We start from the raw sequence: 26,178 nt of genomic DNA, 5'->3' as shown, positions 1-26,178 counted from the left end.
CGTCACGCCTCAAACCAGGTGCACGTGCCCGCCGGACACCACGCCCAGCACCGGGATATCCTTGAGCGCCATCGGGCCCACAGCAGTGGGATCGTCCCCCAGCACTGCGAAATCAGCGATTTTGCCGGTCTCGATGCTGCCGATCTCGTGATCGAGCTTCAGCGTGAAGGCCGCCCCCAGCGTGATCGCATACAGCGCCTCCTCGACAGTGATCCTCTGCGCCGCGCCCAGCGTATACCCGGTCATCGTCTGCCGGTTCACCGCACACCAGGCGGTGAACAACGGCCCCAGCGGTGTCACCGGCGCGTCGGAATGAATCGCCACGTGCACGCCCTCGTCGAGCGCCGCCCGCACCGCATCCATCCGGCGCGCCCTGTCGTCACCAATGGTAAGCCGTGCATGCTGATCCCCGAAATACCAGATGTGATTGGCGAAAATGTTGGTGCAGATGCCCAGCTCGGCACAGCGGCGGAACTGGTCCGGCCCCATCATCTGGCAATGCTGCAGAACGTGCCGCGCCCCGGCCCATGGATGTTTCCGTGCCGCCGCCTCGATGGCGTCGATACTGACCTCGCTGGCCTCGTCGCCATTGACGTGAATATGCATCTGCACGCCGGCCTTCTGCATCTCCTCGACCAGATCCCGGATCAGTTCGGGCGGGGTGTTCCAGATACCGTTGGGCTGGCCGCCGACATAGCCGGGCCACTTGACCCGCGCCGTCCAGCCCTGAATCGAACCGTCGGTCATCAGCTTCACAGCGCCCAGCCGCAGCTTGTCGGTCGAGTGTTTCGCGATCGTCTGCGCCCGTGACGCGATTTCCGCGGGACGCGCTCCGATGGCGCCCATCGCCGGCACGATCCGCACCGGGAACGCCGGGTCGCCGGTGACCCTCAAGAGCACCTCGATATCCTCGTCCTCGGGCTGGGCGAAGAGATCGGTGATCGTCGTCACCCCCGCCCGCTTGGCAACCTCTGCATAGGTCCGGATGCCGGCTTCGGTGCGCGACATCTCGCGGAAATCGATCCCCAGCCGCCGCATGATCGGGAACATCGCCGCCATTTCCTGCAACTCGCCATTGGGGACGCCGTCCGCGCCCTTGACCACCCCTTCGACATTGGTCTCGCGGTCGAACCCGGCCAGTTCCAAAGCCGCCGAGTTCACGCACATCAGGTGGAAGTTCGAGAAGATCACCGCCACCGGCCGGTCAGGGCTCACCTGATCGAGATGGGTCTTGTTGAGCCGCTCACCCTCAAGGAAAATCGGGTCGAGACCCCAGCCGATCACCGGCGCGCCCTCGGGCAGGCCCGCGGCAAAGGCACTCAGCCCGTCGATCACGCCCGTCAGGTCGCCGCGGCCTGTCCATAGCTTTCCGTCGGGGTCCAGACGATCGTGATAACCGACGTAACAATAGTTCCAGATCGCCCCGGCCATCATGTGAGCGTGGCCCTCGACGAAACCCGGCATCAACACCGCCTCGGCCAGGCTGTCATCGTGGGCGACCTCGCCCCACTGGTCGGCACAGTCCGCCCCGCCAACCGCCAGGATCTTGCCGTCCCGCACCGCGACGTGGGTGGCCTCGGGACGGTTGGGATCCATGGTGATGATCTTTTTTGCCTTGAATACGGTAATCCCGGCCATCTCGCGCAGTCCTTTCTCAGTCATTCAGCAGGTTGACCTGCCCGCCCGTCACCGTGCCGAGCACCGGCACGTCCTTGAGCATCATCGGATCGACGGCAGTCGGGTCGTCGCCCAGCACCGCGAAATCGGCGCGCTTTCCCGCCTCGATGCTGCCGATCTCGTCATCCATTTTCAGCGTATAAGCCGCCCCCAGCGTGATCAACCGCAGCGCCTCCTCAACGCTGATCCGCTGTTCGGGGCCCAGCACCCGGCCAGACATCGTCACCCGGTTGACCGCGCACCAGGCGGTGAACAGCGGCCCCAGCGGCGTCACCGGCGCATCCGAGTGAATCGCCAGTTTCACGCCGGTTTCCAGCGCCATGCGGCAGCCGTCCATCCGGCTCGCGCGGTCTTCGCCGATGGTCTTGGCCGCATGCTGATCGCCGAAATACCAGATGTGGTTGGCAAAGAGATTGACGCAGACACCCAGCTCGGCGGCACGCTCAAAGAGATCCCGGCCCATCATCTGGGCGTGTTGCAGGACGTGGCGCGCCCCGGGCCAAGGGTGTTTGCCGGCAGCGGCCTCCATAGCATCCAGCGTCACCTCGCTGGCCTCATCACCATTGGTGTGGGCATGCATCTGGATGCGCTCGCGCTGCATCACCTCGCACAGCCGGTGGATGGTCTCGGGTGGAGTGTTCCAAAGGCCGTTGGGCTGTCCGCCCACGTATCCAGGCCATTTCACCCGCGCGCTCCAGCCCTGGATCGAGCCGTCGGTCATCAGCTTCACGGCCCCCAGCCGCAGCTTGTCATGGCTTTCACCCCGCACCGCCAGCGCCTGCGCCGCGATCTCCTCCGGGCTGGCGTTCATCGCCCCGATGGTGGGCACGATGCGCACCGGGTAATCCGGTTCGGCCGTTACCCGCGCCAGTTCCGCCACGCCTTCATCGGTCAGCGTTGCGAAAAGGTCGGTCGCCGTGGTCACACCGGCGCGGGTGCAGACCATGCCGAACTGGCGGATATAGGTCTCCTGATGCGCCTTGGTGCGATAGTCCATCCCCAGCCGCCGCATCACCGGGAACATCGCCGCCATCTCCTGCAACTCGCCCGTGGGCTCTGCATCCGCGCCTTTCACAACGCCTTCCACGTCGGTCTCACGGTCATACCCCACCAGTTCCAGCGTCTTCGAGTTCACGCACATCAAATGCCCGCTCGAGAACAGGAAGGCGATCGGCCGGTCGGCACTGATCTGGTCGAGGTGATGCCGGTTCAGCCGCTCGGAGGTCAGGAAGATCGGATCGAATCCCCAGGTCAACAGAGGCTCTTCCGGCGCCAGGCCCTCGGCATAGTCGCGCATATCATCGATCACCGTCTCGATATCCTGCTTGCCGCGCCACAGCTTGCCGAACGGGTCGATGCGGTCGTGATACCCGGCATAGGCATAGTCCCAGATGAAGCCTGCCATCATGTGGCAATGCCCCTCGACAAAGCCCGGCATCAGCACGGCCTCGGCCAGGCTGTCGTCGTGGCTCACCTCACCCCACTGGTCGGCGCAATCCGCCCCGCCCACCGCCAGGATGTGGCCCTCCTTCACCGCCACGTGGCTCGCCTCCGGGCGGTTGGGATCCATCGTGATGATTTTTTTTGCCCGGAAAACGGTAATCTCGGCCATGGCAAACTCCCTCGTGTCGCCACGACGTTACGCCCCGGCTTGATCTTCGGGAAAATAGATTTACTGTCTGGATAAACTCGATTTCCTGGGGGAATGATGCCCCATGCATTTCACCTTGAAACAACTGCGCTATTTCGATGCGGCGCTGCGCATCGGCTCGATTGCCCGCGCCGCCGCCGAGATGAATATTTCGCAAAGTTCGATCACTGCCGCCATCGACTCGATCGAACAGGACATCGGGACCGAGCTGTTTCGCCGGATACCCGCCAAGGGTCTGATACCCACCGACACCGGACAGCGCGTGGGCCAGTTGGTGACCCAGTTCCTGGAACAGGCGCGGATGTTCGAATCCGACCTGATGTCGCTCTCGGGCGGACCCGCTGGTACGCTGCGGCTGGCCTGCTACGCACCCACCGCGCCCTATGTCCTGCCGCCATTGCTGAAACGCGTCGCCCGCGATTACCCGGAAATCCGCATCGATCTGCAGGAAGGCGACATGCACTCGATCAATACACAACTGAAGTCGGGCACGGTCGATCTCGCCCTGACCTATCGCCGTGAAACGCCCGAAAAGCTGCCTTTCACGCCGTTGTTCCGCGCCCGTCCCTGGGCGCTGTTGCCGGCAAACTCTCCATTGTCGCAGCAACCCGCCGTGAGGCTGGCCGACCTGGCGCCGCTGCCGATGATCATGCTCGATCTGCCAGGCACCGAGACCTACTTCCTGTCGATCTTCTCGTCCCACGGCCTCCGGCCGGACGTGGTGCACACCACCAAGTCCTCATCGGTGCTGCGCGGGTTGGTGGCCGCCGAATTCGGCTATTCCATTCTCAACATCTGCGGCCCGAATGACCGCGACGGCCGAAACGGCATCATCGCCCTGCCGATCAGCGACGAGATCGAATCGCCGCGCTTCGGTGTTGCCTGCACCCACGCCGCCCAGCGCGCGGCCATGGTCCAGGCCGTGACCAGCATTTGCGAAGAGCTTTCCGAGAATGGCGCGTTCGATCACCTGATCCTGCGTGATCCAACCTGATCTCGGCACTTCTCGCATAAAATAGCGTTACTACCTCCACAAAACGCTGTTTTCTGTATCAAGCGGCACGTCTAGCGTTGGACTCAATGAGAAAAAGCCAACCGGGAGACTTCATATGAAACTCATGACACGCCTCATGGGCGCCGCGGCTATCGCCGTCGGGTCGCTCGCCTCCACCCCCGCCTTCGCCGAAGGCGGCACGCTGGTCATCGCCTCGACACAGGTGCCACGGCATCTCAACGGCGCCGTGCAGTCGGGCATCGCCACTGCCGTGCCGTCGACCCAGATCTTCGCCTCGCCGTTGCGTTATGACGAGAACTGGGAACCGCAGCCGTATCTGGCGAAGAGCTGGGATATCAGCGAAGACGGCCTTTCGGTCACGCTCAACCTAGTCGACAACGCCACCTTCCATGATGGCAAGCCGGTTACCTCCGAAGACGTGGCCTTCTCGATCATGACGACGAAGGAAAACCACCCCTTCAAATCGATGTTCGCACCGGTCGAAAGCATCGAAACCCCAGACGCCCACACCGCCGTGATCAAGCTCAGCCAGCCGCACCCCGCGCTTCTGCTGGCACTCTCGCCGGCGCTGGCGCCGGTGCTACCGAAGCACGTGTTCGGCGACGGCCAGGATGCGAAATCCCACCCCGCGAACTCGGCCCCTGTCGGCTCGGGACCCTTCATGCTCGATGAGTTCAAGGCCGGCGAGGTGATCGTCCTCAAGAAGAACCCCAATTTTTTCCTCGAAGGGCGTCCCAAGCTGGACGAGATCATCGTCCGCATCATCAAGGATCCGTCGGCGCTGCTGATCGCGATGGAAAACGGCGAAGCCGACATCTATCCTTTCATGGCCGGCAGCCAGGAAATCCGCCGACTGGAAAAGGCCGATCACCTTGCGATCACCGACCAGGGCTATGCCGCCGTCGGTCCGATCAACTGGCTTGCCTTCAACACCGCCTCCGAAAAACTCAAGGACGTGCGGGTGCGTCAGGCCATCGCCTATGCCACCGACCGCGACTTCATCACCAAGGCGTTGCATCGCGGCGTTTCGAAACAGCAGCGCAGCCCGATTATCGAAAGCTCGCCGTTTTTCGACGAAACCATCCCGGCCTATGACACCGATCTCGACAAGGCCAAGGCGCTGATGGCCGAGGCCGGCTATGCTGACGGCATGGACCTGACCATCGATTATATTCCGGGGCCCAAAGAGCAGCAGCAATCGGTGGCCGAATACCTCAAGTCGCAGTTGAAGAAGATCGGTATCAACCTCACCGTCCGCGCCGCGCCCGACTTCCCCACCTGGGCGGGCCGCGTCGGCGGACATGATTTCGAACTGACCATGGACGTGGTGTTCAACTGGGGCGACCCGGTGATCGGCGTGCACCGCACCTATCTCAGCTCGAACATCCGGAAGGGCGTGATCTGGTCGAACACCCAGCAATACGCAAATGCCAAGGTAGACGAACTGCTCAACGCCGCCGCCGTTGAACAGGACGCGGACAAGCGCAAGGCGCTTTATGCCGAGTTCCAGCAGATCGTGGCGCAGGATGTGCCGATCTACTGGATCAACTCTCTGCCCTATCACACGGCCTACGACAAGAAACTCAAGAACGTTCCTACCGGCATCTGGGGCACCATGCACCCGATGGACATGGTGGAATGGTCTGAATAAGGCCCCTCGCGCCCCGGCCTCCGTGCCGGGGCCTCTTGGCTATCCCAGGAGGCCCCGGATCAGGTCCGGAGCGCGGACTGTCTGAACCGCGAGACCTGCGCCATGTCCAGCTCCTACCTCCTTCGCCGCACCGGCTACGGGCTCCTGCTCATGCTGGGCGTCGTGGTGCTGAATTTTCTGTTGATCCGCCTTGCACCCGGCGACCCGGCGGTGGTGATCGCCGGTGAAATGGGCGGTGCGACCGAGGAAATGCTCGAGTCGATCCGCGAGGAATACGGGCTCAACAAACCGGTGCTCACCCAGCTCGCGATCTATGTCGGCAACGTGCTCCAGGGCAATCTCGGTGAAAGCTTCTTCTTCAACCAGCCAGTCTCGAAACTCATCGCCGACCGGATCGGCCCGACCATCCTGCTGGTCATCACCGCCCAGCTGATGTCGATTGCGCTCGGCGTCTTCCTCGGCGTCATCGCCGCGCGCAAACCTAACGGGGCGATGTCCGCCTTCGTTTCGGTGTTTGCCACCATCGGCTATGCAGTGCCGGTGTTCTGGACCGGGATCATGCTGATCATCCTCTTCGCCTCGTCCTTCCCGATCTTCCCGGTCGAAGGCATGCAATCGGTCAAGCTGCGCGATGCGGCGTGGTATGTGCAGACCATTGACATTTTGCACCACCTGGTGCTGCCCGCCTTCACCCTCGCAATCATCTATCTGGCGCAATACGCCCGCCTCAGCCGCGCCTCGATGCTCGAGGTGCTGGGCTCCGACTACATCCGCACCGCCCGCGCCAAAGGAGCGTCGGAAAAATCGGTGCTCTTCAAACACGCGCTGCGCAACGCCGCCCTGCCGATCCTCACCGTCGCCGGCCTGCAATTCGGCAACCTGATCTCCGGCGCCCTGCTGGTTGAAACCGTGTTCAACTGGCCCGGCATGGGGCGGCTGGCCTTCGATTCGATCCTGCGCCGGGATTATCCCACCATCATGGGGGTGCTGTTCTTCGCCTCGGCCATGGTGGTGATCGCCAACATCCTCACCGACATCTCCTATCGCTGGGCCGATCCGCGGCTCCGGGGTAGATCCTAGGGGCCAGACCATGACCGACCAGACGACGCAAAGCTCCTACAAGGCCGAAAGCCCCGCCCTCGAAGCCTGGCGCATGTTCCGCCGCAACATCCCGGCGCTGGTTGGCGTGGCGCTGCTGGCGGTTATCGTCGGCGCGACGCTCTACGGCACGTTCTTCTATGCCGGCGACCCGTTCGAGGTCGTCTGGGCCCCGCATGAACCGCCCGGAGTCACCCCGGACTTCCCGCTCGGTACCGACTATCTCGGCCGTAACCTGATGGCCGGCATGCTGACCGGTGGCGGTCCCACCCTCACGGTCGGCGCCGCGGCGGCGGCCATCACTATGGTGATCGGCATCACGCTGGGCGCGCTCGCGGGCTACTACGGCGGCTGGGTCGATAACCTGCTGATGCGCATCACCGAGTTCTTCCAGGTCCTGCCGGCCCTGCTTTTCGCCATGGTGCTGGTCACGCTTTTCTCGCCCTCGCTCTGGACCATCGCCATTGCCATCGGCGTGGTCTCCTGGCCGCAGACCGCCCGCCTGACACGGGCCGAGTTCCTCAAGATCAAGGAACTCGAATACGTCACGGCCGCCCGCGCCATCGGCGCGCGCAACAAACGCATCATCTGGCGGGTGATCCTGCCCAACGCCATGCCGCCGCTCATCGTGTCGGCCACTTTGACCATCGGCGTCGCAATCCTCTTCGAGGCCGGGCTCAGCTTCCTCGGCCTCGGCGATCCAAATGTCATGTCCTGGGGCCTGATGATCGGTGCCAACCGCGAATACATCCTCGACGCCTGGTGGCCGGTCACCTTCCCCGGCCTCGCCATCTTCTTCACCGTCTTCGCCGTCAGCCTCATCGGCGACGGCCTCAACGACGCGTTCAACCCAAAACTGAGGGAGAGATGATGCCCGATCCCCTGCTTCATCTGACCCCAAATATCCCGGGGGTGCGGGGGCTGGCCCCCGCTCCGGCATCGCCATGAGCGCGCTGCTTGCCATCGAAGACCTCCGCGTGACCTTCAACACCCGCTACGGCCAGGTCACGGCGCTCGACGGCGTGTCGCTGCATGTCAATGCCGGCGAAACCCTCGGCGTCGTCGGCGAGTCGGGCTGCGGCAAGTCGATCACCGCGCTGGCCACGATGGGCCTGATCCCGATGCCACCGGGCAGGATCGCCGGCGGATCGATCAGGCTCGAAGGCGAAGAACTGGTCGGCGCGGCGCCGGCCCGCATGCGCGGCTTGCGCGGCGCAGATATCGCGATGATCTTCCAGGAGCCGATGACCTCGCTCAATCCGGTCTTCACCGTCGGCGCCCAAATCGCCGAGGCGATCATGCTGCACCAGAAGGTCAGCCCCGATCAGGCCTTCAAGGACGCCATCGCCCTGCTCGACCGCGTTGGCATCCCCTCGCCGGATGCCCGCGCCCGCGATTATCCCCATCAGCTTTCGGGCGGCATGCGACAGCGGGTGATGATCGCCATGGCCGTTTCCTGCCGGCCCAAGGTGCTCATCGCGGACGAGCCTACCACCGCGCTCGACGTCACCGTCCAGGCCCAGATTTTCGACCTGCTCAATGAAATTCAGCGCGATTTCGGTGCCGCCATCATCCTCATCACTCACGACATGGGCGCAATCTCGGAAATGGCCGACCGGGTTGCAGTGATGTATGCTGGCCGCGTCATCGAAGAGGCCCAGGCCGACGACGTGCTCGACTTCCCGCAGCACCCCTACGCCCGGGGCCTGATTGACTGCATCCCGGCGCTGGGCCGCGAGGACCATGCGCTCAGGGAAATCCCCGGCGTCGTCCCGCCGCTGCACCTCCTTGGTGCCGGCTGCGCCTTCGCCGACCGCTGCGAACACACGAATGCCCGCTGCAAGACCGAAAAGCCGCTGCTCGCGGCCCATGGCCACCACCCCGCCGCCTGTCACGCCGTCGAGGAGGGCCGGATATGAGCACGCTTCTCGACGTTCGCGACCTCACCGTCCGCTTCGCCATGCCACGCAAGGGCCTGTTTGGCCCGCGCCCCTGGCTCGAAGCGGTCCGGAAGGTCAGCTTTTCGCTTGAAAAAGGCCACGCGCTCGGAATCGTCGGCGAATCCGGCTCTGGCAAGACCACCACCGCCATGGCCGCGATCCGCCTGACCGAGGCCGCCGGCGGACAGGTCCTGTTCGAAGGCGATGACCTGTTGTCGCTCTCAGACGAACAGATGCGGGCCCACCGCCGCGACGTCCAGCTCATCTTCCAGGATCCCTATTCCTCGCTCAACCCGCGCGCCCGGGTCGCGGATATCGTGCGCGAACCGCTCGACCTGATGGACATCGGCACGCCGGACGACCGCCGCGCCCGCGTCGAAGAGCTGTTCAAGCTCGTCGGTCTGCGCCCGGATCAGCTCAACCTGTTCCCGCACCAGTTCTCCGGCGGCCAGCGCCAGCGCATCTCGATCGCCCGGGCGCTGACCACCAACCCGAAACTGCTGGTCTGCGACGAACCGGTCTCGGCGCTCGACGTGGCGATCCAGGCCCAGATCCTGAACCTGCTGGCGAAACTGAAGTCCGAACTCGGCCTCAGCTACCTCTTCATCTCCCACGACCTCGGCGTGGTCCGCCATGTCTGCGACGACGTGGCGGTGATGTATCTCGGACAGATCGTCGAACATGCCTCCCGCACGGCCCTGTTCGAAAGCCCCCAGCATCCCTACACTCAGGCGCTTCTGTCGGCCGCGCCGTCGCTGGCGCGGCGGAAGTCGAAAGGCTATGTCCGGCCGCTGAAGATCTCAGGTGACCCGCCCAGTCCGATCAACCCGCCGCCCGGCTGCGCCTTCGCCGAGCGCTGCCCAAGGGCGCGGGACATTTGCCGCAAGACCCCGCCGGTGCTCGAAGACAGGGGCCCGGGCCGCGTCGCCTGCCACGTCCCGGGTCCCGCTGACGCCTGAGGAGACCGCTGCGGGATTGCGCCGCGCGACGGCGCGGCGCGGCAAGACGGCCTCCGTGCACGCCAGACGGCAGCGTTGTCGCGATGGCATAGTGTCGGCATGAGTATTTTCACCAAGAAAGAGAAGCAGGCCGGTCAAGACGAGCCTCTCCGGCTCTTTCTTGGCACAAATACTCATGCCGGAGGCGTCCGCCCGGTACCGCTGCCGGGCCAGCCAGATCCCCGGGCGCTGAGCCCCCTCGCCGGTGCGGGGCGGGCGGGTGGGCGCGCCGGTGAGGGGGCGGGCCCGGTGTCAGCGCCGCGCGGCGAAAAACTCCTTGAGAAGTTCCGCCGCCTGGCGCGCGGCGATGCCGTCATAGACCTCGGGCACGTGATGGCATTGCGGATGGGTAAACACCCGCGCGCCGTGTTCCACCCCGCCGCTCTTGGGATCGGACGCGCCATAATACAACCGCCGGATCCGCGCCACCGACATCGCGGTGGCGCACATCGCGCAGGGCTCCAGCGTGACGTAGAGATCGTGCCCCGGCAGCCGCTCGCTGCCCAGTTCCGCACAACGCGCCCGGATCACCAGGATCTCGGCATGGGCCGTCGGATCGTTCAACGCGCGCGTGCGGTTGCCGTCCCGCGCCACGATCTCGCCCTGCGGCGACACCAACACCGCCCCCACCGGCACCTCGCCCCTGTCGGCGGCCTTGCGCGCCTCGTCGAGCGCCGCCTGCATGAACCCGTTGAATTCCATGCCCCTCCCATAGCCCCTTCCGCCGCCCCGGCCAATCCGCTATTGCCGAAACCATGAGCCGCAAACCGCCCTCCGACAAACCAGACCGCGACGCCCCGCAGGGCGATCGCATCGCCAAGGTCATCGCCCGGGCCGGGCTCGCCTCGCGGCGCGAGGCCGAGCGGATGATCGAGGCGGGCCGCGTGGCGGTCAACGGCACGGTCATCACCCGCGCCGCGCTCAACGTCACGGACAAGGATCGTATCACCGTCGACGGTAAACCGCTCGACGCCCCGGAACCGCCGCGGCTCTGGCTCTATCACAAGCCCGCCGGGCTGATGACCACGACCAGGGATCCCGAAGGCCGCCCGACGATTTTCGACGCGTTGCCCGAGGACCTGCCGCGCGTGATGACCGTGGGACGGCTCGACCTCAGTTCCGAAGGCCTGCTGCTGCTGACCAACGACGGCGCCGTCAAGCGGCGGCTGGAACTGCCCGCCACCGGCTGGCTGCGGCGCTATCGCGTGCGGATGAAGGGCCGGCCTTCGGACGCCAGTTTCGACCCGTTGCGCGAAGGCATCACCATCGACGGCGAAACCTTCCAGCCGATGATCGTCAGCCTCGATCGCCAGCAGGGCGCCAATGCCTGGGCCACCGTGGCGATCCGCGAAGGCCGGAACCGAGAGATCCGCCGCGCGATGGAGGCGATCGGTTTCACCGTCAACCGGTTGATCCGCACCTCCTACGGTCCCTTCCAGCTGGGCAATCTCAAGCCCGGCGAGGTGCAGGAAGTCCGCCAGCGGGTCGTCCGCGATCAACTTGGGCTCGACGGCGAGAAACCGCAGGACACGCCGCGCCGCACACCGCAACGAAAACGCCGGCGTTGACCCCGACAAGCGTGTGCCCCGGGGCCAGCCTGGCTTAAAGCCCGCGGACAAAGCCGCGTCGCCCGGGAATGCCGCGCCAATCTTCCCCCTAGCGCTGCGCCGCCGCATAACCTAGGTTAATCTTCAAGTTGAATGGGCGCTGGGGTCATGTCGGAAACCGGACTTCAAAAACTCGCCTTCGTGCTGCTGTTCCTGCTCATCCTCTTCGTGTCTATCGCGGGGGGCGTGTGATGGCGCAGCGCTACGGCGGCAAACACAGCCCACGGGGCCAGGGTGGCGGCGATCAGGGCAGCTTCCGCGGCGCCACCCGCACCCGGGCCGGCGGCCGGGTCAATTTCCTGTTCCTCGCGCCCCTACCGCTGATCTGGCGCGCCTTTGCCGGCGGCGCTTCGGGGCTGGCGCTCAATCTCGTCGCGCTGGGCATTCTGTTACTGGCCGCCTGGCTCACCCGTGACGGGCTTCTGGCGCAAGAGGCCTATGACGCCCGCAGGGTCGCGCGCCGACCCGCCATCCCGCGCAAGATGCTGGGCTCGGTCCTCACCGGCGCCGGCCTCTTCATCGCCGCTTTCACCGCCAAACCCGGGGTGATCGAGCCGCTGATCTATGCCGTTTCCGGCACCGTGCTGCACTTTCTCGCCTTCGGTCCCGACCCGATGAAGAACAAAGGCATGGTAGGCATCGACGAGTTCCAGACCGACCGCGTCGCCCGCTATGTCGACCAGGCCGAGGCGCATCTCACCGCCATGCGCGATGCCGTCAAACGCGCCGGCGACCGCGAGGCCGAAGCCCGCGTCGAACGATTCCAGGCCCGCGTGCGTGACCTGCTGCGCACGGTCGAGGAAGACCCGCGCGATCTCACCGCGGCACGCAAGTTCATGGGCATATACCTCCAGGGCGCTCGCGACGCGACGGTGAAATTCGCCGACGTCTATGCCCGCACCCAGGACCGCGGCGCGCGTTCCGACTACATGATGCTGCTTACCGATCTCGAGGAAAGTTTCAACGCCAAGACCCGCGCGCTGCTGCTCGACAACCAGTCCGACCTCACCGTCGAAATCGAAGTTCTGCGCGACCGGCTCGCCCGTGAGGGCGTGCGCCTCGAACAATGACGCGCTCTAACCAGTAAAGGACACTCCCATGTCGACCACCATTCAGCAAGAGGCGCAAAAGGCGCTCGCCCTCGTCGAAGAAGTCAACGCCGTCGTGCTGCCTGAACCCGTCGCCGCGGAACAGGTCGTCGCCCTCAAGGATGCCGACCCCACCGTGTCAAAGGAGATCGAAGCACGCATGGGCGAGCTTGACATGTCCGACACCGGTTCGATCGTGAATTTCGGCTCCGCCGCCCAGGCAGAGCTGCAGGAAATTTCCCAGGCGATGCTGGCGGATGTCCGCAACAAGGATGTCGGCCCGGCGGGCGACTCCCTGCGCGACATCGTTACCACCATCCGCGGCTTTTCGGTCTCCGAACTCGACGTCCGCCGCAAGCGCACCTGGTGGGAAAAACTGCTGGGCCGCGCCGCGCCTTTCGCCAAATTCACCGCCCGGTTCGAAACCGTGCAGGGCCAGATCGACAGGATCACCGATAACCTGCTGCATCACGAGCACACGCTATTGAAGGATATCAAGTCGCTAGACCTGCTCTACGAGAAGACGCTGACCTTCTATGACGAGCTTGCGCTCTACATCGCCGCCGGTGAAGAAAGGCTGCGCATCCTCGACGACGACGAGATTCCAGCCAGGGAAGCAGCGGTTCAGGCCGCGCCCGAGGACGAACAGGTCATGGCCGCGCAGGAACTGCGCGACCTGCGCGCCGCCCGCGACGATCTCGAACGCCGGGTGCATGATCTGAAGCTCACCCGTCAGGTGACGATGCAGTCGCTGCCGTCGATCCGGCTGGTGCAGGAAAACGACAAATCGCTGGTCACCAAGATCAACTCGACACTGGTCAACACCGTGCCACTATGGGAAACCCAGCTGGCCCAGGCCGTCACAATCCAGCGTTCGGCCGAGGCCGCGGCGGCGGTACGCGATGCCAACGATCTGACCAACGAACTCTTGACCGCCAATGCCCGCAACCTGCGCGAGTCGAACAAGATGATCCGCGAGGAAATGGAACGCGGTGTGTTCGATATCGAGGCGGTGAAACAGGCCAATGCCGACCTGATCGGCACGATCGAGGAATCGCTACAAATCGCCGACGAAGGCAAGAAACGCCGCGCCGCCGCCGAGGAGGAACTCAAGAAAATGGAAACCGAACTGCGCGACACGCTGGCCGCTGCCAAGGCGCGCAAGACCGGGCTCGGTGATACCGCCGGCACGGCGGTGCCCGAAAAAGGCTGACACGCAGATGGCAATCAGGGCAAAACTGACAAAAGCGGTTCTGACGCTCTCAGGGTCAGTGCTTCTGTCGGCATGTCTTGCCCAGACACCCACGCTCAAGCCGCAGACACGGCCGGCCGGGCTTACCCAATCTGCAAAGCCCGAGACACCGCAGGGCCCGTCGGCCGAAAGCCTGGCGCTCAGCCGTTACTATACCCGGGTGCAGAACGACCTTCTGGCTCAGGGGCTGATGCGCACCGATGGCGGCGGGCCCGATACCCGCTATGGCCCCGATGACCTGTTGCGAAATTTCGAGCGTATCGCCTTTATCAACGAACACCCGCTCGACAGCGTCGGCCCTGCCGACGGCAGCATCAGCGACCTGCACCGCTGGCAGAAGCCGGTGCGGATGCGGATCGAATTCGGCGACACGGTCAGCGCCGAAGATCGCGCCACGGACACCGATTTCATCTCGTCCTATGCGGCGCGGTTGCGCCGGATCACCGGCCACCCGATCGGCATAACCCGGTCGACCTCGGCGAATTTCCATGTCCTGGTGATGAGCGCCGATGACCGCGACCAGATGCTGACCCGGGTGCGCCAGATCATGCCCGGCGCTTCCTCGGGCACGCTCGCTGTATTCCGCAACCTGTCGCGACCGACCTATTGTCTGGTCGTCGCCGAACCGGGCGGCCGGACCGGCAGCGAATACAAGACCGCCATCGCGCTCATCCGTGCCGAACACCCGCCGCTGCTGCGCCGCTCCTGCATCCACGAGGAACTGGCCCAGGGCCTTGGCCTCACCAATGACAGCCCGCGCGCACGGCCCTCGATCTTCAACGACGACGAGGAATTCGCCTATCTCACCACGCATGACGAAATGCTGTTGAAGATGCTCTATGACAAGCGCCTTCAGCCCGGCATGAGCCTCGACGAGGCCCGCCCCATCGCCGCCCAGATCGCACGCGAACTCACGGCGACCAATTTCTGACCCCAGGGAGACCAAAGCAACATGGGTATTCTCGATTTCCTCACCGGCGAATTCATCGACGTCATCCACTGGACCGATGATACCCGCGACACCATGGTCTGGCGCTTCGAGCGCGAAGACCACGAGATCAAGTATGGCGCCAAGCTAACGGTGCGCGAAGGTCAGGCGGCGGTGTTCGTGCATGAAGGCCAGCTCGCAGATGTCTTCACCCCCGGTCTCTACATGCTCGAGACCAACAACATGCCGATCCTGACGACGCTGCAGCACTGGGATCATGGCTTCCAGTCGCCCTTCAAATCCGAGATCTACTTCGTCAACACCACCCGCTTCAACGACCTGAAATGGGGCACCAAGAACCCGATCATCGCCCGCGATCCGGAATTCGGGCCGGTCCGGCTGCGCGCCTATGGCACCTATTCGATCCGGGTCAGCGATCCGGCGAAGTTCATGGTTGAAATCGTCGGCACCGATGGCGAGTTCACCATGGACGAGATCAGCTTCCAGATCCGCAACATCATCGTGCAGGAGTTCTCCCGCACCATCGCCCGCGCCGGCATCCCGGTCCTGGACATGGCCGCCAACACCCGCGAACTGGGCAAGCTGATCGCCAGAGACATTGCCCCGACGCTTGCCGACTACGGGCTCGAGATCCCCGAGCTCTATATCGAGAACATCTCGCTGCCCGAGGCCGTCGAAGCGGTGCTCGACAAGCGCACCTCGATGGGGGTGATCGGCGATCTGTCGAACTACATGCAGTTCCAGGCTGCCGAATCGCTTGGCCGCGACGGTGCCGGGGCCGCGGCAATTCAAACCGGCATGGGTGCGGGCCTCGGCCTGCAGATGGCCCAGCAGATCGGCCCCTGGGGCACTCGTCCCGCCATGCAGACCGCCCCGCAAATGGCCGCGCCCGCGGCCGGCATCGCCCCGCCACCGCCGCCTCCCGCCGAACATGTCTGGCACATCGCCGAGAACGGCGAGACCAAAGGACCCTTCTCCAAGGCCGCCATGGGTCGCATGGCCGCCGCGGGCGAGCTCAAACGCGACAGCCATGTCTGGACCCCGGGCCAAGACGGCTGGAAAACTGCCGGTGAGGTGGCGGAGCTGGCGCAGCTCTTCACCATCCTGCCGCCGCCGCCGCCGGGCGCGTGATCGGGGCTTGAGGATTTCCGCGCGCCGGGGCACCTTGATCCCGGCCCGCCTTTTCATCTTGCCCGAAATATCCCCGCCGGAGGCATAAAATCTTATGTCCCACTCCCCGACGCCCGCGCCTTCGCCAGAGCAGGAACACCGCTTCCCCTGCCCGCAATGCGGCGCCGATTTTCGCTTCGCCGCGGGCCAGGGTCGGCTGATCTGCGACCATTGCGGCGCCGAGGCGCCGATCGAGGGAGACGGGTTCCACCCCCACCCGATCCGCGAGCTCGATTTCCGCGCCGCGCTCGACGCTGAGCTTCCGGCCCAGGAGATCGAGGAAACCCGAGTCCTGCAATGCCCCAACTGCGGCGCGCAGGTCGAGTTCGACGAAAAGGACCACGCTGCCGAATGTCCGTTTTGCGCTACACCGGTGGTCACCGACACCGGCACGCATCGCCATATCAAACCCCGCGGCGTGCTGCCCTTCACGCTCGATGAACGCACCGCGCGCAAGGCCATGACCGACTGGCTCGGCCGGCTTTGGTTCGCACCGAACGGCTTGCAGGACTACGCCCGCAAGGGCCGCCGCATGCAAGGCATCTACGTACCCTACTGGACCTTCGATGCCGACACCAAGTCCCGCTATACCGGCGAACGCGGCACCATCTACTATGTCACCCGCACCGTCATGCGCGACGGCAAACAGGTGCAGCAGCGGGTGCAGAAAATCCGCTGGCGCCCGGCCTCGGGCCGCGTGGCGCGGTTCTTCGATGACATTCTGGTGCTGGCCTCCCGATCGCTGCCCAAGCGCTATACCGACGCGCTGGAGCCCTGGGATCTCGCCGCGATGGAACCGTACCGTCCGGAATACCTCGCCGGATTCCGCGCCGAAGGCTATACCGTCGAGTTGATCGAAGGCTATGACGAGGCCCGAGATCACATGGCCCGCGTCATCGAACGCGACGTGAAATTCGACATCGGCGGCGACCGCCAGCGCATCCATAACATCGACACCGACGTCAAGGACGTGACGTTCAAGCATATCCTGCTGCCCGTCTGGCTGGCGGCCTACAAATACCGCGGCAAGACCTACCGTTTCGTGGTCAACGGCCGCACCGGCCGGGTTCAGGGTGAACGCCCGTGGTCGGCCTGGAAAATCACCATCGCCGTCATCCTTGGCCTCATTGCCGCCGGCATCGTCGGCTATCTCGTCGCACTCAATCAGGGGGCCCTATGACAGGTTACGACACGCTCTCCGATCTCCTCGCGTCGCGCTATTCGTGCCGCGCCTTCAAACCAGGTCCCGTGCCGCGCGACACGATCGAGAAGATCGTCACCGCCGCCGGCCGGGTGCCCAGTTGGTGCAACGCCCAGCCCTGGCAGGTCACCGTGACCGACAAACCGGAAACCGACCGCTTCCGTGAGGCGCTTTTCGCCCACGCCGCGGCCAACAGCTCGCAGCCCGATCTCGACTGGCCGAAACAGTATACCGGCCTCTACCAGGACCGCCGCCGCACCTGCGGCTGGCAGCTTTACGAAGCCGTCGGCGTCGAAAAGGGCGACCGCGCAGCCAGCGCAGCCCAGATGATGGAAAACTTCCGCCTGTTCGGCGCGCCGCATGTCGCCATCATCACCTCCGAGGCCGACCTGGGCACCTACGGGGTGATGGATTGCGGCGGCTTCATCGCCGCGTTCTGCCTCGCCGCGCAGTCCCTGAACGTCGCCACCATCCCGCAGGCGGCGGTGGCCGGCCATGGCCGCTTCGTGCATGACTGGTTCGGCATCCCCGACACCCGCCTGGTACTCGCCGCCATCTCCTTCGGCCTCGCCGATGCCGATCACCCGGCCAATGCGTTCCGCACCGAACGCGCGCCCCTGCCCGAGATTCTCGACTGGCGCGGCTGACGACCACCCCAGCCCCCCGGCCACCGACCACCGGCAGGGTGGGGTTTCACCCCACCCCGCGTCGCCACCCGCCCCTTGACCCAGCGCAAGGCCGCGCCTGGCAGGCGCACCTAGACTTTTAGTTAAGGGACTCGCGCCCATCGGCGCAACCACAAGGGATCGACGATGTGCTTTTCCGCCACCGCCAGTTTCGCGCTTTCGGCCGCGCTCATGCCCGCAGGGGTCTACGCCATGGCCAGGGCCAGGCGGGTACAGCCGAAGTGGCTGGCCTTCGCCGCCTTCCCGGTCGCCTTCAGCATCCAGCAGGGCTTCGAAGGGCTGGTCTGGCTCGGGCTGAACGGGGGGCATGACGAGCTTGTCGCCTATGCCTCGCGCGGCTTCCTGTTCTTCTCGCATTTCTTCTGGCTGGCCTGGGTGCCGTTTGCCGTCTGGATGATCGAACCGTCGGGGATGCGCCGACGCCTCGCCGCGGGGCTGGCCGCGCTGGGCTTTTTCTACGGGCTCTCGATCTTCCTGCCGTCCTTCCTCCTCCGCGACTGGCTTTACATGGAGGTGATCAACCGCTCGCTCGAATACCGCACCACCCTGATCTACGAAGACACCGTCAACCGCGTCGCGCTGCGGCTGTTCTACGCCGCCATCGTGGTCAGCGCGCTTTTCGTCTCGTCCGATCGGCGAATCCAGTTCTTCGGCCTGCTCGTGCTGGCCTCGCTGGCGTTGACCTACGCGTTTTTCGCCTATGCCTTCATCTCGGTCTGGTGCTTCTTCGCCGCGATCCTGTCGGCCTATCTGACTGTCATCATCGCCCGCGACGCCCGCGCACCGGCCTGACACCGCCACCAATTTCCGGGTTTGGGGCCAAGACCGGCCACACTCCAGCCCAATTTTTGCGGCACAGTCCCGCCCATGACAACCGGCACCAGAATGAAATTTCAAAGCCTCGAGTCCCTGCGTGGCATCGCCGCGATCATGGTGGTCCTGTTCCACTGCCCCTTCGTTGTATCAGGGCAGAACACGTTGATTTCAAACGGTTCGCTCTTCGTCGATTTCTTCTTCGTGCTCTCCGGCTTCGTGATCTGTTTTGCCTATTTCGAGCGTATCCAGGCCGGCCTGCCCTTCCGCGAATTCGCCTTCCTGCGCCTTGGCCGACTGTTCCCATTGCACGCCGTCCTGATCCTGGCCTGGCTGTTTTACCAGACAACCGGTAGTTCGGCTTCGGTGCCGGGAACCGACGGCGCCAGCTTCCTGATCAACCTGTTTTTTCTCAACAGCTACGGGCTCGAAGACGCGCTCTACTGGAACTATCCCAGTTGGAGCATCAGCGCCGAGCTTTTTGCCTATCTCACCTTCTTTCTGGCAGTCACGCTCCTGCGACATGCCCTTTCGACCCCGGTTGCCCTCATCATATCGGCTGCGGCCTATGGTCTCCTGCTCATCGACAACCCGTCAACAATCCAGCGCTCGTATGATCTGGGGTTCCTGCGCTGCCTTGCCGGATTCTTCCTCGGCGTCGGTGTATATCAACTACACAGCCGCCTGCGTTTCATCTGGGCCACGCCGGGCACACTCTCCGAAGCGACGGCGCTCCTCGGTATCCTCGCGCTGATCAGCTTTCCCGATCCCGCCGCTTCGCTCGAATTGCTCACGATTCTGGCATTCTCGGTTTGCGTATTTCTCTTCGCCCGTTCCGATGGCCAAATCGCCCGACTGCTCTGCACCGAAGTCCCGGCCTTTCTCGGGCGGATTTCCTATTCTGTCTACCTGACCCATGCGCTGGTTTTCATGGTGGTGACGGATGTCGCGGTTCAGATGATCGGCATCCCTTCGGCGATCATCCCGCCGCCTGCCGGTCAGCTCCGGCTATTCTACATCACCGATCACGCCCTGGCCCTGAACGCGTTCGCGATCCTCCTGACACTCGTAATCTCTGCCACAACCTTCCGGCTGATCGAAGACCCCTGCCGTAGACTGTCCAAAGCACTGATCCGCCCTCGGGCGCCTCAACCGGCCCGGAAACCTGCGCCGGCCCAACCATAAACCCCGGGCGCGGCTCCTCCTCCGCGCCCGGGACCTCGCACGGCTGACAAATATCCCCAAGACTCAGCCGCGCTTGATCTTCACCTTGGTCGAGGGTGGCTCCTCCGGCGCCTTCTTCGGCACCGTGATGGTCAGCACCCCGTCCTTCAGATGCGCCTCGACCTTTTCGCCGACGGCGTCCTCGGGCAGCCGGAACGACCGGCTGAACGATCCGTATTGCCGTTCCGAGAAGTACCAGGTTTCGCCCTTTTCCTCCTTCTCCGATGACTTCTCGCCTTTGACGCTGACCACACCGGAATTCACCGTCACGTCGATGTCTTTCTCCTCGACGCCGGGAAGCTCCATCGTGATGCGATAGGCTTTGTCATCTGAACTCGCGTCGGAGGCCGGTGCCAGCCAATCGGCCACACGCTCTCCGAAGTTGCGGAACGGCTCGTAAAGCGAAGGCCACAGGCCTGCCGTGTGTGATTTTTCAACCATGAACAGGCTCTCCTTTTCTTTTTCCTATTTGAAATTATACCGCGAATCACACGGCCTCTGCCTTGACCTCTGGCAAATCCGCAGGCTTCCTGCCGTGGTAAATTAGGAGGTTTTCATGCGTGCCCTTCTGCAACGTGTGTCCGAGGCCGCCGTCCGTGTCGGTGGTGACGTAGTTGGCGAAACCGGTCCCGGCTTGTTGATCCTCATCTGCGCCATGCAGGGCGATACCGAGACCGAAGCCGAACAACTCGCCGCCAAAATCTCCAAGCTGCGGATCTTCACAGACGAGGCCGGCAAGATGAACCGCTCGATCCTCGATTGCGGCGGTTCGGCTCTGGTGGTGTCGCAATTCACGCTGGCCGCCGATACCTCGCGCGGCAACCGTCCCGGCTTTTCCTACGCCGCGCCGCCGGCCGAAGGCGAACGGCTCTACGAGTATTTCGCCGCGCAGTTGGCGGGCTTGGGTATCCCGGTCAGAACCGGCCGCTTCGGCGCCGACATGAGGGTCGCGCTGATCAATGACGGCCCGGTGACGATCTGGCTGGATACGTCCGCTTAAACTGCAATCCGTTGGCAGGTTCGAATCTGGAGCGGATGTTCGGGCCGCGCGCCGTGGCCCGGCTTGGGCACTGCCGGAGCGATGTCCGCAAAGGTAGAAAACAGCACCGCGCCACTCCCCTTCACTCCACCGTCACCCCGGCATCCAGAAGCGGCCTCAAGAGCGCCATCGGATGCGCCCGGAGCGAAAACCGCATCGCCACGTAATCCTCCACCACCTGCTCGCCCAGCGTCATCTCCGGCAACACCGCCGCCGGCTCCACGATCCCCTCGCCATCCAGATCGCCCGCAAAGAGCGGCAACGCCTCGGCTGTCGGGATCGCCTTGGCTGCCCACAACGCCTCGCGCCGGCTCAGCCCCAGCCCGGCGAACACGTCCGCCTCGGCCAGCCGCGCGATCACGAACGGTGTCAGTCCCGCCCGTCGCCACAGATCCTCGACGGAAGCGTAGCCGTTGCCCCGCGCCGCCGCGATCCAGCTGGCATCTTCTTCCTTCAACCCCTTGATCTGGCGAAACCCCAGCCGCAGTGCCAGCCCGCCGCGGCCGTCGGGCTCCATCACGTTGTCCCAGTAGCTCGCCTGGACGCAGATGGGCCGCACCTCGACCCCGTGCTGACGCGCGTCGCGGATGATCTGCGCCGGGGCATAGAACCCCATCGGCTGGGAATTCAACAGCGCACAGGCGAAAAGGCCGGGATGGTGGCACTTGATCCAGGCGCTGGCATAGACCAGGAGCGCGAAAGACGCCGCGTGGCTTTCCGGAAACCCGTAGGAGCCGAACCCCTCGATCTGGCTGAAACAGCGCTCGGCAAAATCGTCGTCATAGCCGTTCGCTCGCATCCCCTTGATGAACCGCGTCCGGAAGGCGCTGACGCTGCCATGTTTCTTGAAGGTCGCCAGCGACCGGCGCAGCTGATCGGCCTCGGTGGGCGAAAACCCCGCCCCGATGATGGCGATCTGCATCGCCTGCTCCTGAAACAGCGGCACGCCCAGCGTCTTGCCCAGCACCTCGCCCAGCGCATCCGAGGGAAACTCCACCTTTTCCTCGCCGTTCCGCCGCCGGATGAACGGGTGCACCATGTCGCCCTGGATCGGCCCGGGCCGGATGATCGCCACCTCGATCACCAGGTCATAGAAATTCCGCGGCCGCATTCGGGGCAGGAAATTCATCTGGGCGCGGGATTCCACCTGGAACACGCCGACTGAATCCGCCTTGCACAGCATGTCATAGACCTTGGGGTCCTCCGGCGGCAGCGAGGCCAGAGAATGATCCACCCCCAGATGCTGCCGTATCAGGTCGAGCGCCTTGCGCAGGCAGGTCAGCATCCCCAGCGACAGCACGTCGACCTTGAGGATGCCCAACGCGTCGATATCGTCCTTGTCCCAGCAGATCACCGTGCGGTCTTCCATCGTGGCGTTCTCGATCGGCACCAGTTCATCGAGTCGCCCCTCGGTCATGATGAAGCCGCCGACATGCTGGCTCAGATGGCGCGGAAAACCCTCGATCTCGTGCACCAGCGCCATGGTCTGCTTGAGCCGCCGATCACTCGGGTCGAGCCCGATCTCGCGCATCCGCTGATGCTCCAGCGCACCGGCGGCATAGAACCCCCAAAGCTGCGAAGACAAGGCGCTGATCGTGTCCTCGGACAGCCCCATCGCCCGCCCCACCTCGCGGATCGCCCGCTTGCCGCGGTAGTGCACCACCGTGGCGCACAGGCCCGCCCGGTGCCGGCCATAGCGCTCGTAGATGTGCTGGATCACCTCCTCGCGACGTTCATGCTCGAAATCGACGTCGATATCGGGCGGTTCGTCGCGCGCCTCGCTGACGAACCGCTCGAACACCATGGTGCCGATCTCGGGGCTGACCTCTGTCACCCCCAGCGCGTAGCAGGTCACCGAATTGGCCGCGCTGCCGCGCCCCTGACAGAGAATGCCACGCGAACGCGCGAACGCCACCACGTCATGCACGGTCAGGAAATACGGCTCGTATTTCAGCCTGGCGATCAACTCCAGCTCGTGCTCCAGCATGCCCCGCACCCGGTCGGGCACGCGGCCGGGATAGCGCAGCCGCAGCCCTTTCTCGGCCAGCCGCCGCAGCCGCGCCGTGGGCGTCTCGCCCGGCGCCACTTCCGAAGGGTATTCGTAGCGCAGCTCGTCGAGCGAGAAGGTCAGGCGCCCGGCCAGCGCGCCGGCCCGGTGCACCGCGTCCTCGAACCCACGAAACAGCCGCAGCATCTCGGCTTCCGAGCGCAGCCGCTGTTCGGCATTGGCCAGCGCCGCCCGGCCCAGGGCATCGACCCTGGTCTTCAGCCGGATCGCCGTCATCACGTCGCGCAGCCGTCGGCGCCGCCCGCGATGCATCAGCGGCGCGGCCGAGGCCAGCGTCGGCAGTCCCAGTTCCCCGGCCAGCACGGTGAGGCGTTCGAGCCGCACGCGATCCTGCCCGTCATAGCGGGGCTGAAGCACCAGGTGCATGGCGTGACCGAAGCGGCGCGACAACCGGTCCGCCCGTGACCACCATTCCCCCGCGCCGCCCGTCGCCGACAGCGCCTCTGGCGGATGCAGCAGCAAGTGGAGCCCGGCGTGATGCGCGTCGAGGTCACTCAGGTGCAGGACGCAGTCCCCCTTCTCGGCCCTGAGACGGCCTTTCGTCAACAGCCGGCACAGGCTCGCCCAGCCCTGACGGCTCTCGGGCAGGGCAGTCACCCGCAGCCCTTCGACAAACACCAGCCCCGCCGCCGGGATCAGCCGCGGCAGCACCGGTGTCACCGGCGGCGGGCTCCCCGGCGGCGCCGGCGGGCCGATCAGCCCGTCGCGCGCGAGGATCTCGGCCCGCTGCGCCACCTCCGCCGCCATCTGCCGCGCCGCCACATGCGCCCGCACGATGCCGGCCACCGAGTTGACATCGGCAATCGCCAGCGCCTCCAGCCCCAGCCGGGCGGCCTGGTGCATGTATTCCTCCGGGTGCGAGGCCCCGGTCAGGAAGGTAAAGTTCGATATGGCGCAGAGTTCTATAAACATGGACGAATCAGGATTATATTCACTTTTTGTTCTCTTTTCGAGCATCACGCAGGCGGCACGCATGGGGATGAGTATTTTTGCCAAGAAAGAGGGGGCGGGTTCACCCTTCGTTAAGGTTAATTTCCTAGATTCGAGGGGCGGAACAGGCTGGAGAGCCGATGGCCGCCCAAGGAAGAGACGCGCTCCCGGGCCACTTCGTAAGCATCGGCAGAGGTCCGACCGGCGAAGAGCCAGGGGGCGCCCCCGGGAACCGGGACCATCGGCAAGGGCATCTTGCGAAGGCACCACGCAGGCGCCAGAATGGCGCGGGTCCTTGCCGCTTCCCGGTCTCGCCCTCGGTCCCCGGCCTGACCCGGTCCACCCTGCTCATGCCGCAACGTGCTTTCCGGACAAAACCGGGGCGTTCTCTCTCTTGCGGGCTGGGTTTCCAACCCGGCCTCCCCCACCCCCGGCCGAAACGACACCGTGCGCCAACTTAACCCGACCCGTTACCAAACTCCTGGCCCGCCGCACGCCAGACGGGATGCCAGCCAGCGGGCCAGCCAGAGTGCCATACCGACGATGTCCACAGCACGGTGGGGTTCACGACTACGCCGAAAGGGTTCTGCGCACCGCGTCTTGCCAGCCCGCATAGCGCCGTTCGCGCTCGGCCGCCGCCATCGCCGGCTGGAACCGTCGCTCCAGCACCCAGTTTTCGGCAAACCCTTGTTTGTCGGGGTAAACCCCGGCCCGCATCCCCGCCAGCCAGGCCGCGCCCAGGGCCGTGGTCTCGGTCACCCGCGGCCGGTCGACCGGGGCGCCCAGGATGTCGGCCAGGAACTGCATGGTCCAGTCGCTTGCCACCATGCCGCCATCGACCCTGAGCACCGTGTCATCGCCCGCCTCGGGCCAATCCGCCAGCATGGCGTTCAAGAGGTCAAGTGTCTGATATCCAACGCTTTCCAGCGCCGCCTTCGCGATTTCGGCCGACCCTGTCCCGCGCGTCAAACCAAAGATCGCGCCGCGGCAATCGGCATCCCAATACGGCGCCCCCAACCCGGTGAAGGCCGGCACCAGGATCACCGCCTGCTCCGGGTCCGCGGCCTCGGCCAGCGCCTGTGTCTCCTCTGCTGCGTCGATGATCTTCAGCCCGTCGCGCAGCCACTGCACCACAGCGCCGGCAATGAAGATCGAGCCCTCCAGCGCATAGGTGACCTCGCCCTCCAGCTGGTAGGCGATTGTTCCCAACAGCTTGTTCTGCGACCGCACCAGCACGTCCCCGGTATTGAGCAATGCGAAGCAGCCGGTGCCATAGGTCGATTTCATCATCCCCGGCGCGAAACAGGCCTGGCCGATCGTCGCTGCCTGCTGGTCACCCGCGACCCCGAGAATCGGCACCGGCGCACTGAAAAGGTCGCTCACCCCGTAATCTGCTGCGCAATCCTTGACCTGCGGCAGCATCTCCATCGGCACGCCCAGCAGCGCGCAGATCTCGCTATCCCATTGACCTTCAATGATATTATACAACATCGTGCGCGAGGCGTTGGTGGCATCCGTGGCATGGACCCGTCCACCGGTCAGTTGCCAGATCAACCAGCTGTCGACCGTGCCGAAGGCCAGCTCCCCCGCCTCGGCGCGGGCCCGGGCGCCGTCGACATGGTCGAGAATCCAGGCCAGTTTCGTCCCCGAGAAATACGGATCCAGCAGCAACCCGGTGCGGTCGCGGATCATCTGCTCGTGCCCGGCCTCGCGCAGGGCACGACATGTATCGGCCGTGCGCCTGTCCTGCCAGACGATTGCATTGTGCACCGGCACGCCGGTGGCGCGGTCCCAGACCAGCGTCGTCTCACGCTGGTTGGTGATCCCGATGCCTTCGATGCTCTCGGCGGAAATTTCCGCTTTTTCAATCGCTTGACCGCAGGATCGCCATACCGTCCGCCACAGGTCTGCAGGGGCATGTTCGACCCAGCCCGAGCGCGGGAAATACTGCGGGAACTCTTCCTGGCCGACCGCCACAACCCGCATCTCGGCATCGAACAGGATCGCTCGGCTCGATGTCGTTCCCTGATCGATGGCCAGGATGTGCCCCATTGACTGCCCCCGTTCACAAAATCGCCACGATCATCCGGTCTCCTCGCCGCCAATGCAAGCCGCGATGCG

22 protein-coding genes are annotated in these 26,178 nt (G+C 64.8%); 16 read left to right on the top strand and 6 right to left on the bottom strand.

Going from position 1 to position 26,178, the window contains the following annotated elements; genetic code table 11:
- Positions 1-9: 9 nt before the first annotated feature.
- Both NO357_RS12805 and NO357_RS12800 read right to left on the bottom strand, forming a co-directional pair.
- Positions 10-1,662, bottom strand: a complete 1,653-nt coding sequence (locus NO357_RS12805; protein ID WP_306736064.1) for an amidohydrolase — start codon at positions 1,660-1,662, stop codon at positions 10-12.
- Positions 1,655-3,289, bottom strand: a complete 1,635-nt coding sequence (locus tag NO357_RS12800; protein WP_306736063.1) for an amidohydrolase — start codon at positions 3,287-3,289, stop codon at positions 1,655-1,657. Before NO357_RS12800 ends, NO357_RS12805 begins: the two co-directional genes overlap by 8 nt.
- A 103-nt stretch (positions 3,290-3,392) precedes the next feature.
- Between NO357_RS12800 and NO357_RS12795 the strand changes: the two genes are divergently transcribed.
- The 6 genes from NO357_RS12795 to NO357_RS12770 all read left to right on the top strand — a co-directional run bounded on the left by NO357_RS12795 (position 3,393) and on the right by NO357_RS12770 (position 9,991).
- A complete protein-coding gene (locus tag NO357_RS12795; protein WP_306736062.1) occupies positions 3,393-4,322 on the top strand; it encodes a LysR family transcriptional regulator in 930 nt (309 codons plus the stop codon).
- Positions 4,323-4,437: 115 nt separating this feature from the next.
- On the top strand, positions 4,438-5,994 hold the full coding sequence (locus tag NO357_RS12790) for an ABC transporter substrate-binding protein (RefSeq protein WP_306736061.1): 1,557 nt from the start codon (positions 4,438-4,440) through the stop codon (positions 5,992-5,994).
- 102 nt (positions 5,995-6,096) lie between these two features.
- Positions 6,097-7,074 carry an ABC transporter permease gene (locus NO357_RS12785; protein ID WP_306736060.1) on the top strand — a complete coding sequence of 326 codons (978 nt, stop codon included), beginning with the start codon at positions 6,097-6,099 and terminating at the stop codon, positions 7,072-7,074.
- Positions 7,075-7,084: 10 nt separating this feature from the next.
- Entirely contained in the window at positions 7,085-7,963 is an 879-nt protein-coding gene (locus NO357_RS12780; protein WP_306736059.1) for an ABC transporter permease, read from the top strand.
- 73 nt (positions 7,964-8,036) lie between these two features.
- Positions 8,037-9,011 carry an ABC transporter ATP-binding protein gene (locus NO357_RS12775; RefSeq protein WP_306736058.1) on the top strand — a complete coding sequence of 325 codons (975 nt, stop codon included), beginning with the start codon at positions 8,037-8,039 and terminating at the stop codon, positions 9,009-9,011.
- A complete protein-coding gene (locus NO357_RS12770) occupies positions 9,008-9,991 on the top strand; it encodes an ABC transporter ATP-binding protein (RefSeq protein ID WP_306736057.1) in 984 nt (327 codons plus the stop codon). The genes NO357_RS12775 and NO357_RS12770 overlap by 4 nt, the downstream gene beginning before the upstream one ends.
- A gap of 291 nt (positions 9,992-10,282) precedes the next feature.
- Here NO357_RS12770 and NO357_RS12765 read toward each other — a convergent pair whose 3' ends face one another.
- On the bottom strand, positions 10,283-10,732 hold the full coding sequence (locus NO357_RS12765) for a nucleoside deaminase (protein WP_306736056.1): 450 nt from the start codon (positions 10,730-10,732) through the stop codon (positions 10,283-10,285).
- A 53-nt stretch (positions 10,733-10,785) separates the two neighbouring features.
- Between NO357_RS12765 and NO357_RS12760 the strand changes: the two genes are divergently transcribed.
- From NO357_RS12760 to NO357_RS12720, 9 genes are all read left to right on the top strand, one after another.
- Positions 10,786-11,598 (top strand): pseudouridine synthase, encoded by an 813-nt coding sequence (locus NO357_RS12760; protein ID WP_306736055.1) that lies wholly within the window; start codon positions 10,786-10,788, stop codon positions 11,596-11,598.
- Between the two features lie 230 nt (positions 11,599-11,828).
- Positions 11,829-12,707, top strand: coding sequence for a 5-bromo-4-chloroindolyl phosphate hydrolysis family protein (locus NO357_RS12755; protein ID WP_306736054.1), 879 nt, complete (start codon positions 11,829-11,831; stop codon positions 12,705-12,707).
- Between the two features lie 28 nt (positions 12,708-12,735).
- Complete coding sequence (locus NO357_RS12750; RefSeq protein WP_306736053.1) at positions 12,736-13,938, top strand: toxic anion resistance protein; 1,203 nt, start codon at positions 12,736-12,738, stop codon at positions 13,936-13,938.
- A gap of 7 nt (positions 13,939-13,945) precedes the next feature.
- Positions 13,946-14,908 (top strand): DUF2927 domain-containing protein, encoded by a 963-nt coding sequence (locus NO357_RS12745; RefSeq protein ID WP_306736052.1) that lies wholly within the window; start codon positions 13,946-13,948, stop codon positions 14,906-14,908.
- A 21-nt stretch (positions 14,909-14,929) separates the two neighbouring features.
- Complete coding sequence (locus NO357_RS12740; RefSeq protein WP_306736051.1) at positions 14,930-16,057, top strand: SPFH domain-containing protein; 1,128 nt, start codon at positions 14,930-14,932, stop codon at positions 16,055-16,057.
- Between the two features lie 94 nt (positions 16,058-16,151).
- Positions 16,152-17,276 (top strand): TFIIB-type zinc finger domain-containing protein, encoded by a 1,125-nt coding sequence (locus NO357_RS12735; protein ID WP_306736050.1) that lies wholly within the window; start codon positions 16,152-16,154, stop codon positions 17,274-17,276.
- The gene (locus tag NO357_RS12730) at positions 17,273-17,944 is read left to right on the top strand and encodes a nitroreductase (RefSeq protein WP_306736049.1); all 672 of its coding nucleotides are present in this window, start codon (positions 17,273-17,275) and stop codon (positions 17,942-17,944) included. The genes NO357_RS12735 and NO357_RS12730 overlap by 4 nt, the downstream gene beginning before the upstream one ends.
- A 165-nt stretch (positions 17,945-18,109) precedes the next feature.
- The gene (locus NO357_RS12725) at positions 18,110-18,775 is read left to right on the top strand and encodes a DUF6629 family protein (protein WP_306736048.1); all 666 of its coding nucleotides are present in this window, start codon (positions 18,110-18,112) and stop codon (positions 18,773-18,775) included.
- 93 nt (positions 18,776-18,868) lie between these two features.
- Entirely contained in the window at positions 18,869-19,981 is a 1,113-nt protein-coding gene (locus NO357_RS12720; RefSeq protein ID WP_306736047.1) for an acyltransferase family protein, read from the top strand.
- A gap of 63 nt (positions 19,982-20,044) precedes the next feature.
- Here the strand turns inward: NO357_RS12720 and NO357_RS12715 are convergent, their stop codons facing one another.
- Positions 20,045-20,461, bottom strand: coding sequence for an Hsp20/alpha crystallin family protein (locus NO357_RS12715; RefSeq protein ID WP_306736046.1), 417 nt, complete (start codon positions 20,459-20,461; stop codon positions 20,045-20,047).
- Between the two features lie 115 nt (positions 20,462-20,576).
- Here NO357_RS12715 and dtd point away from each other — a divergent pair, with 115 nt between their 5' ends.
- Entirely contained in the window at positions 20,577-21,020 is a 444-nt protein-coding gene (dtd, locus tag NO357_RS12710) for a D-aminoacyl-tRNA deacylase (protein ID WP_306736045.1), read from the top strand.
- Positions 21,021-21,141: 121 nt separating this feature from the next.
- On the opposite strand, the gene NO357_RS12705 is transcribed toward dtd, so the two are convergent.
- Together NO357_RS12705 and glpK are read right to left on the bottom strand one after the other, a co-directional pair.
- Entirely contained in the window at positions 21,142-24,039 is a 2,898-nt protein-coding gene (locus NO357_RS12705; protein ID WP_306736044.1) for an error-prone DNA polymerase, read from the bottom strand.
- Between the two features lie 588 nt (positions 24,040-24,627).
- Positions 24,628-26,109, bottom strand: a complete 1,482-nt coding sequence (gene glpK / locus NO357_RS12700; protein ID WP_306736043.1) for a glycerol kinase GlpK — start codon at positions 26,107-26,109, stop codon at positions 24,628-24,630.
- Between the last annotated feature and the right edge of the window lie 69 nt (positions 26,110-26,178).

It is taken from the genome of Marimonas arenosa (assembly GCF_030848945.1).
GTDB lineage: Bacteria > Pseudomonadota > Alphaproteobacteria > Rhodobacterales > Rhodobacteraceae > Marimonas > Marimonas arenosa.
The sequence above is the reverse complement of the archived record's forward strand: the minus strand, read 5'-3'. Positions and strand labels throughout refer to the sequence as shown.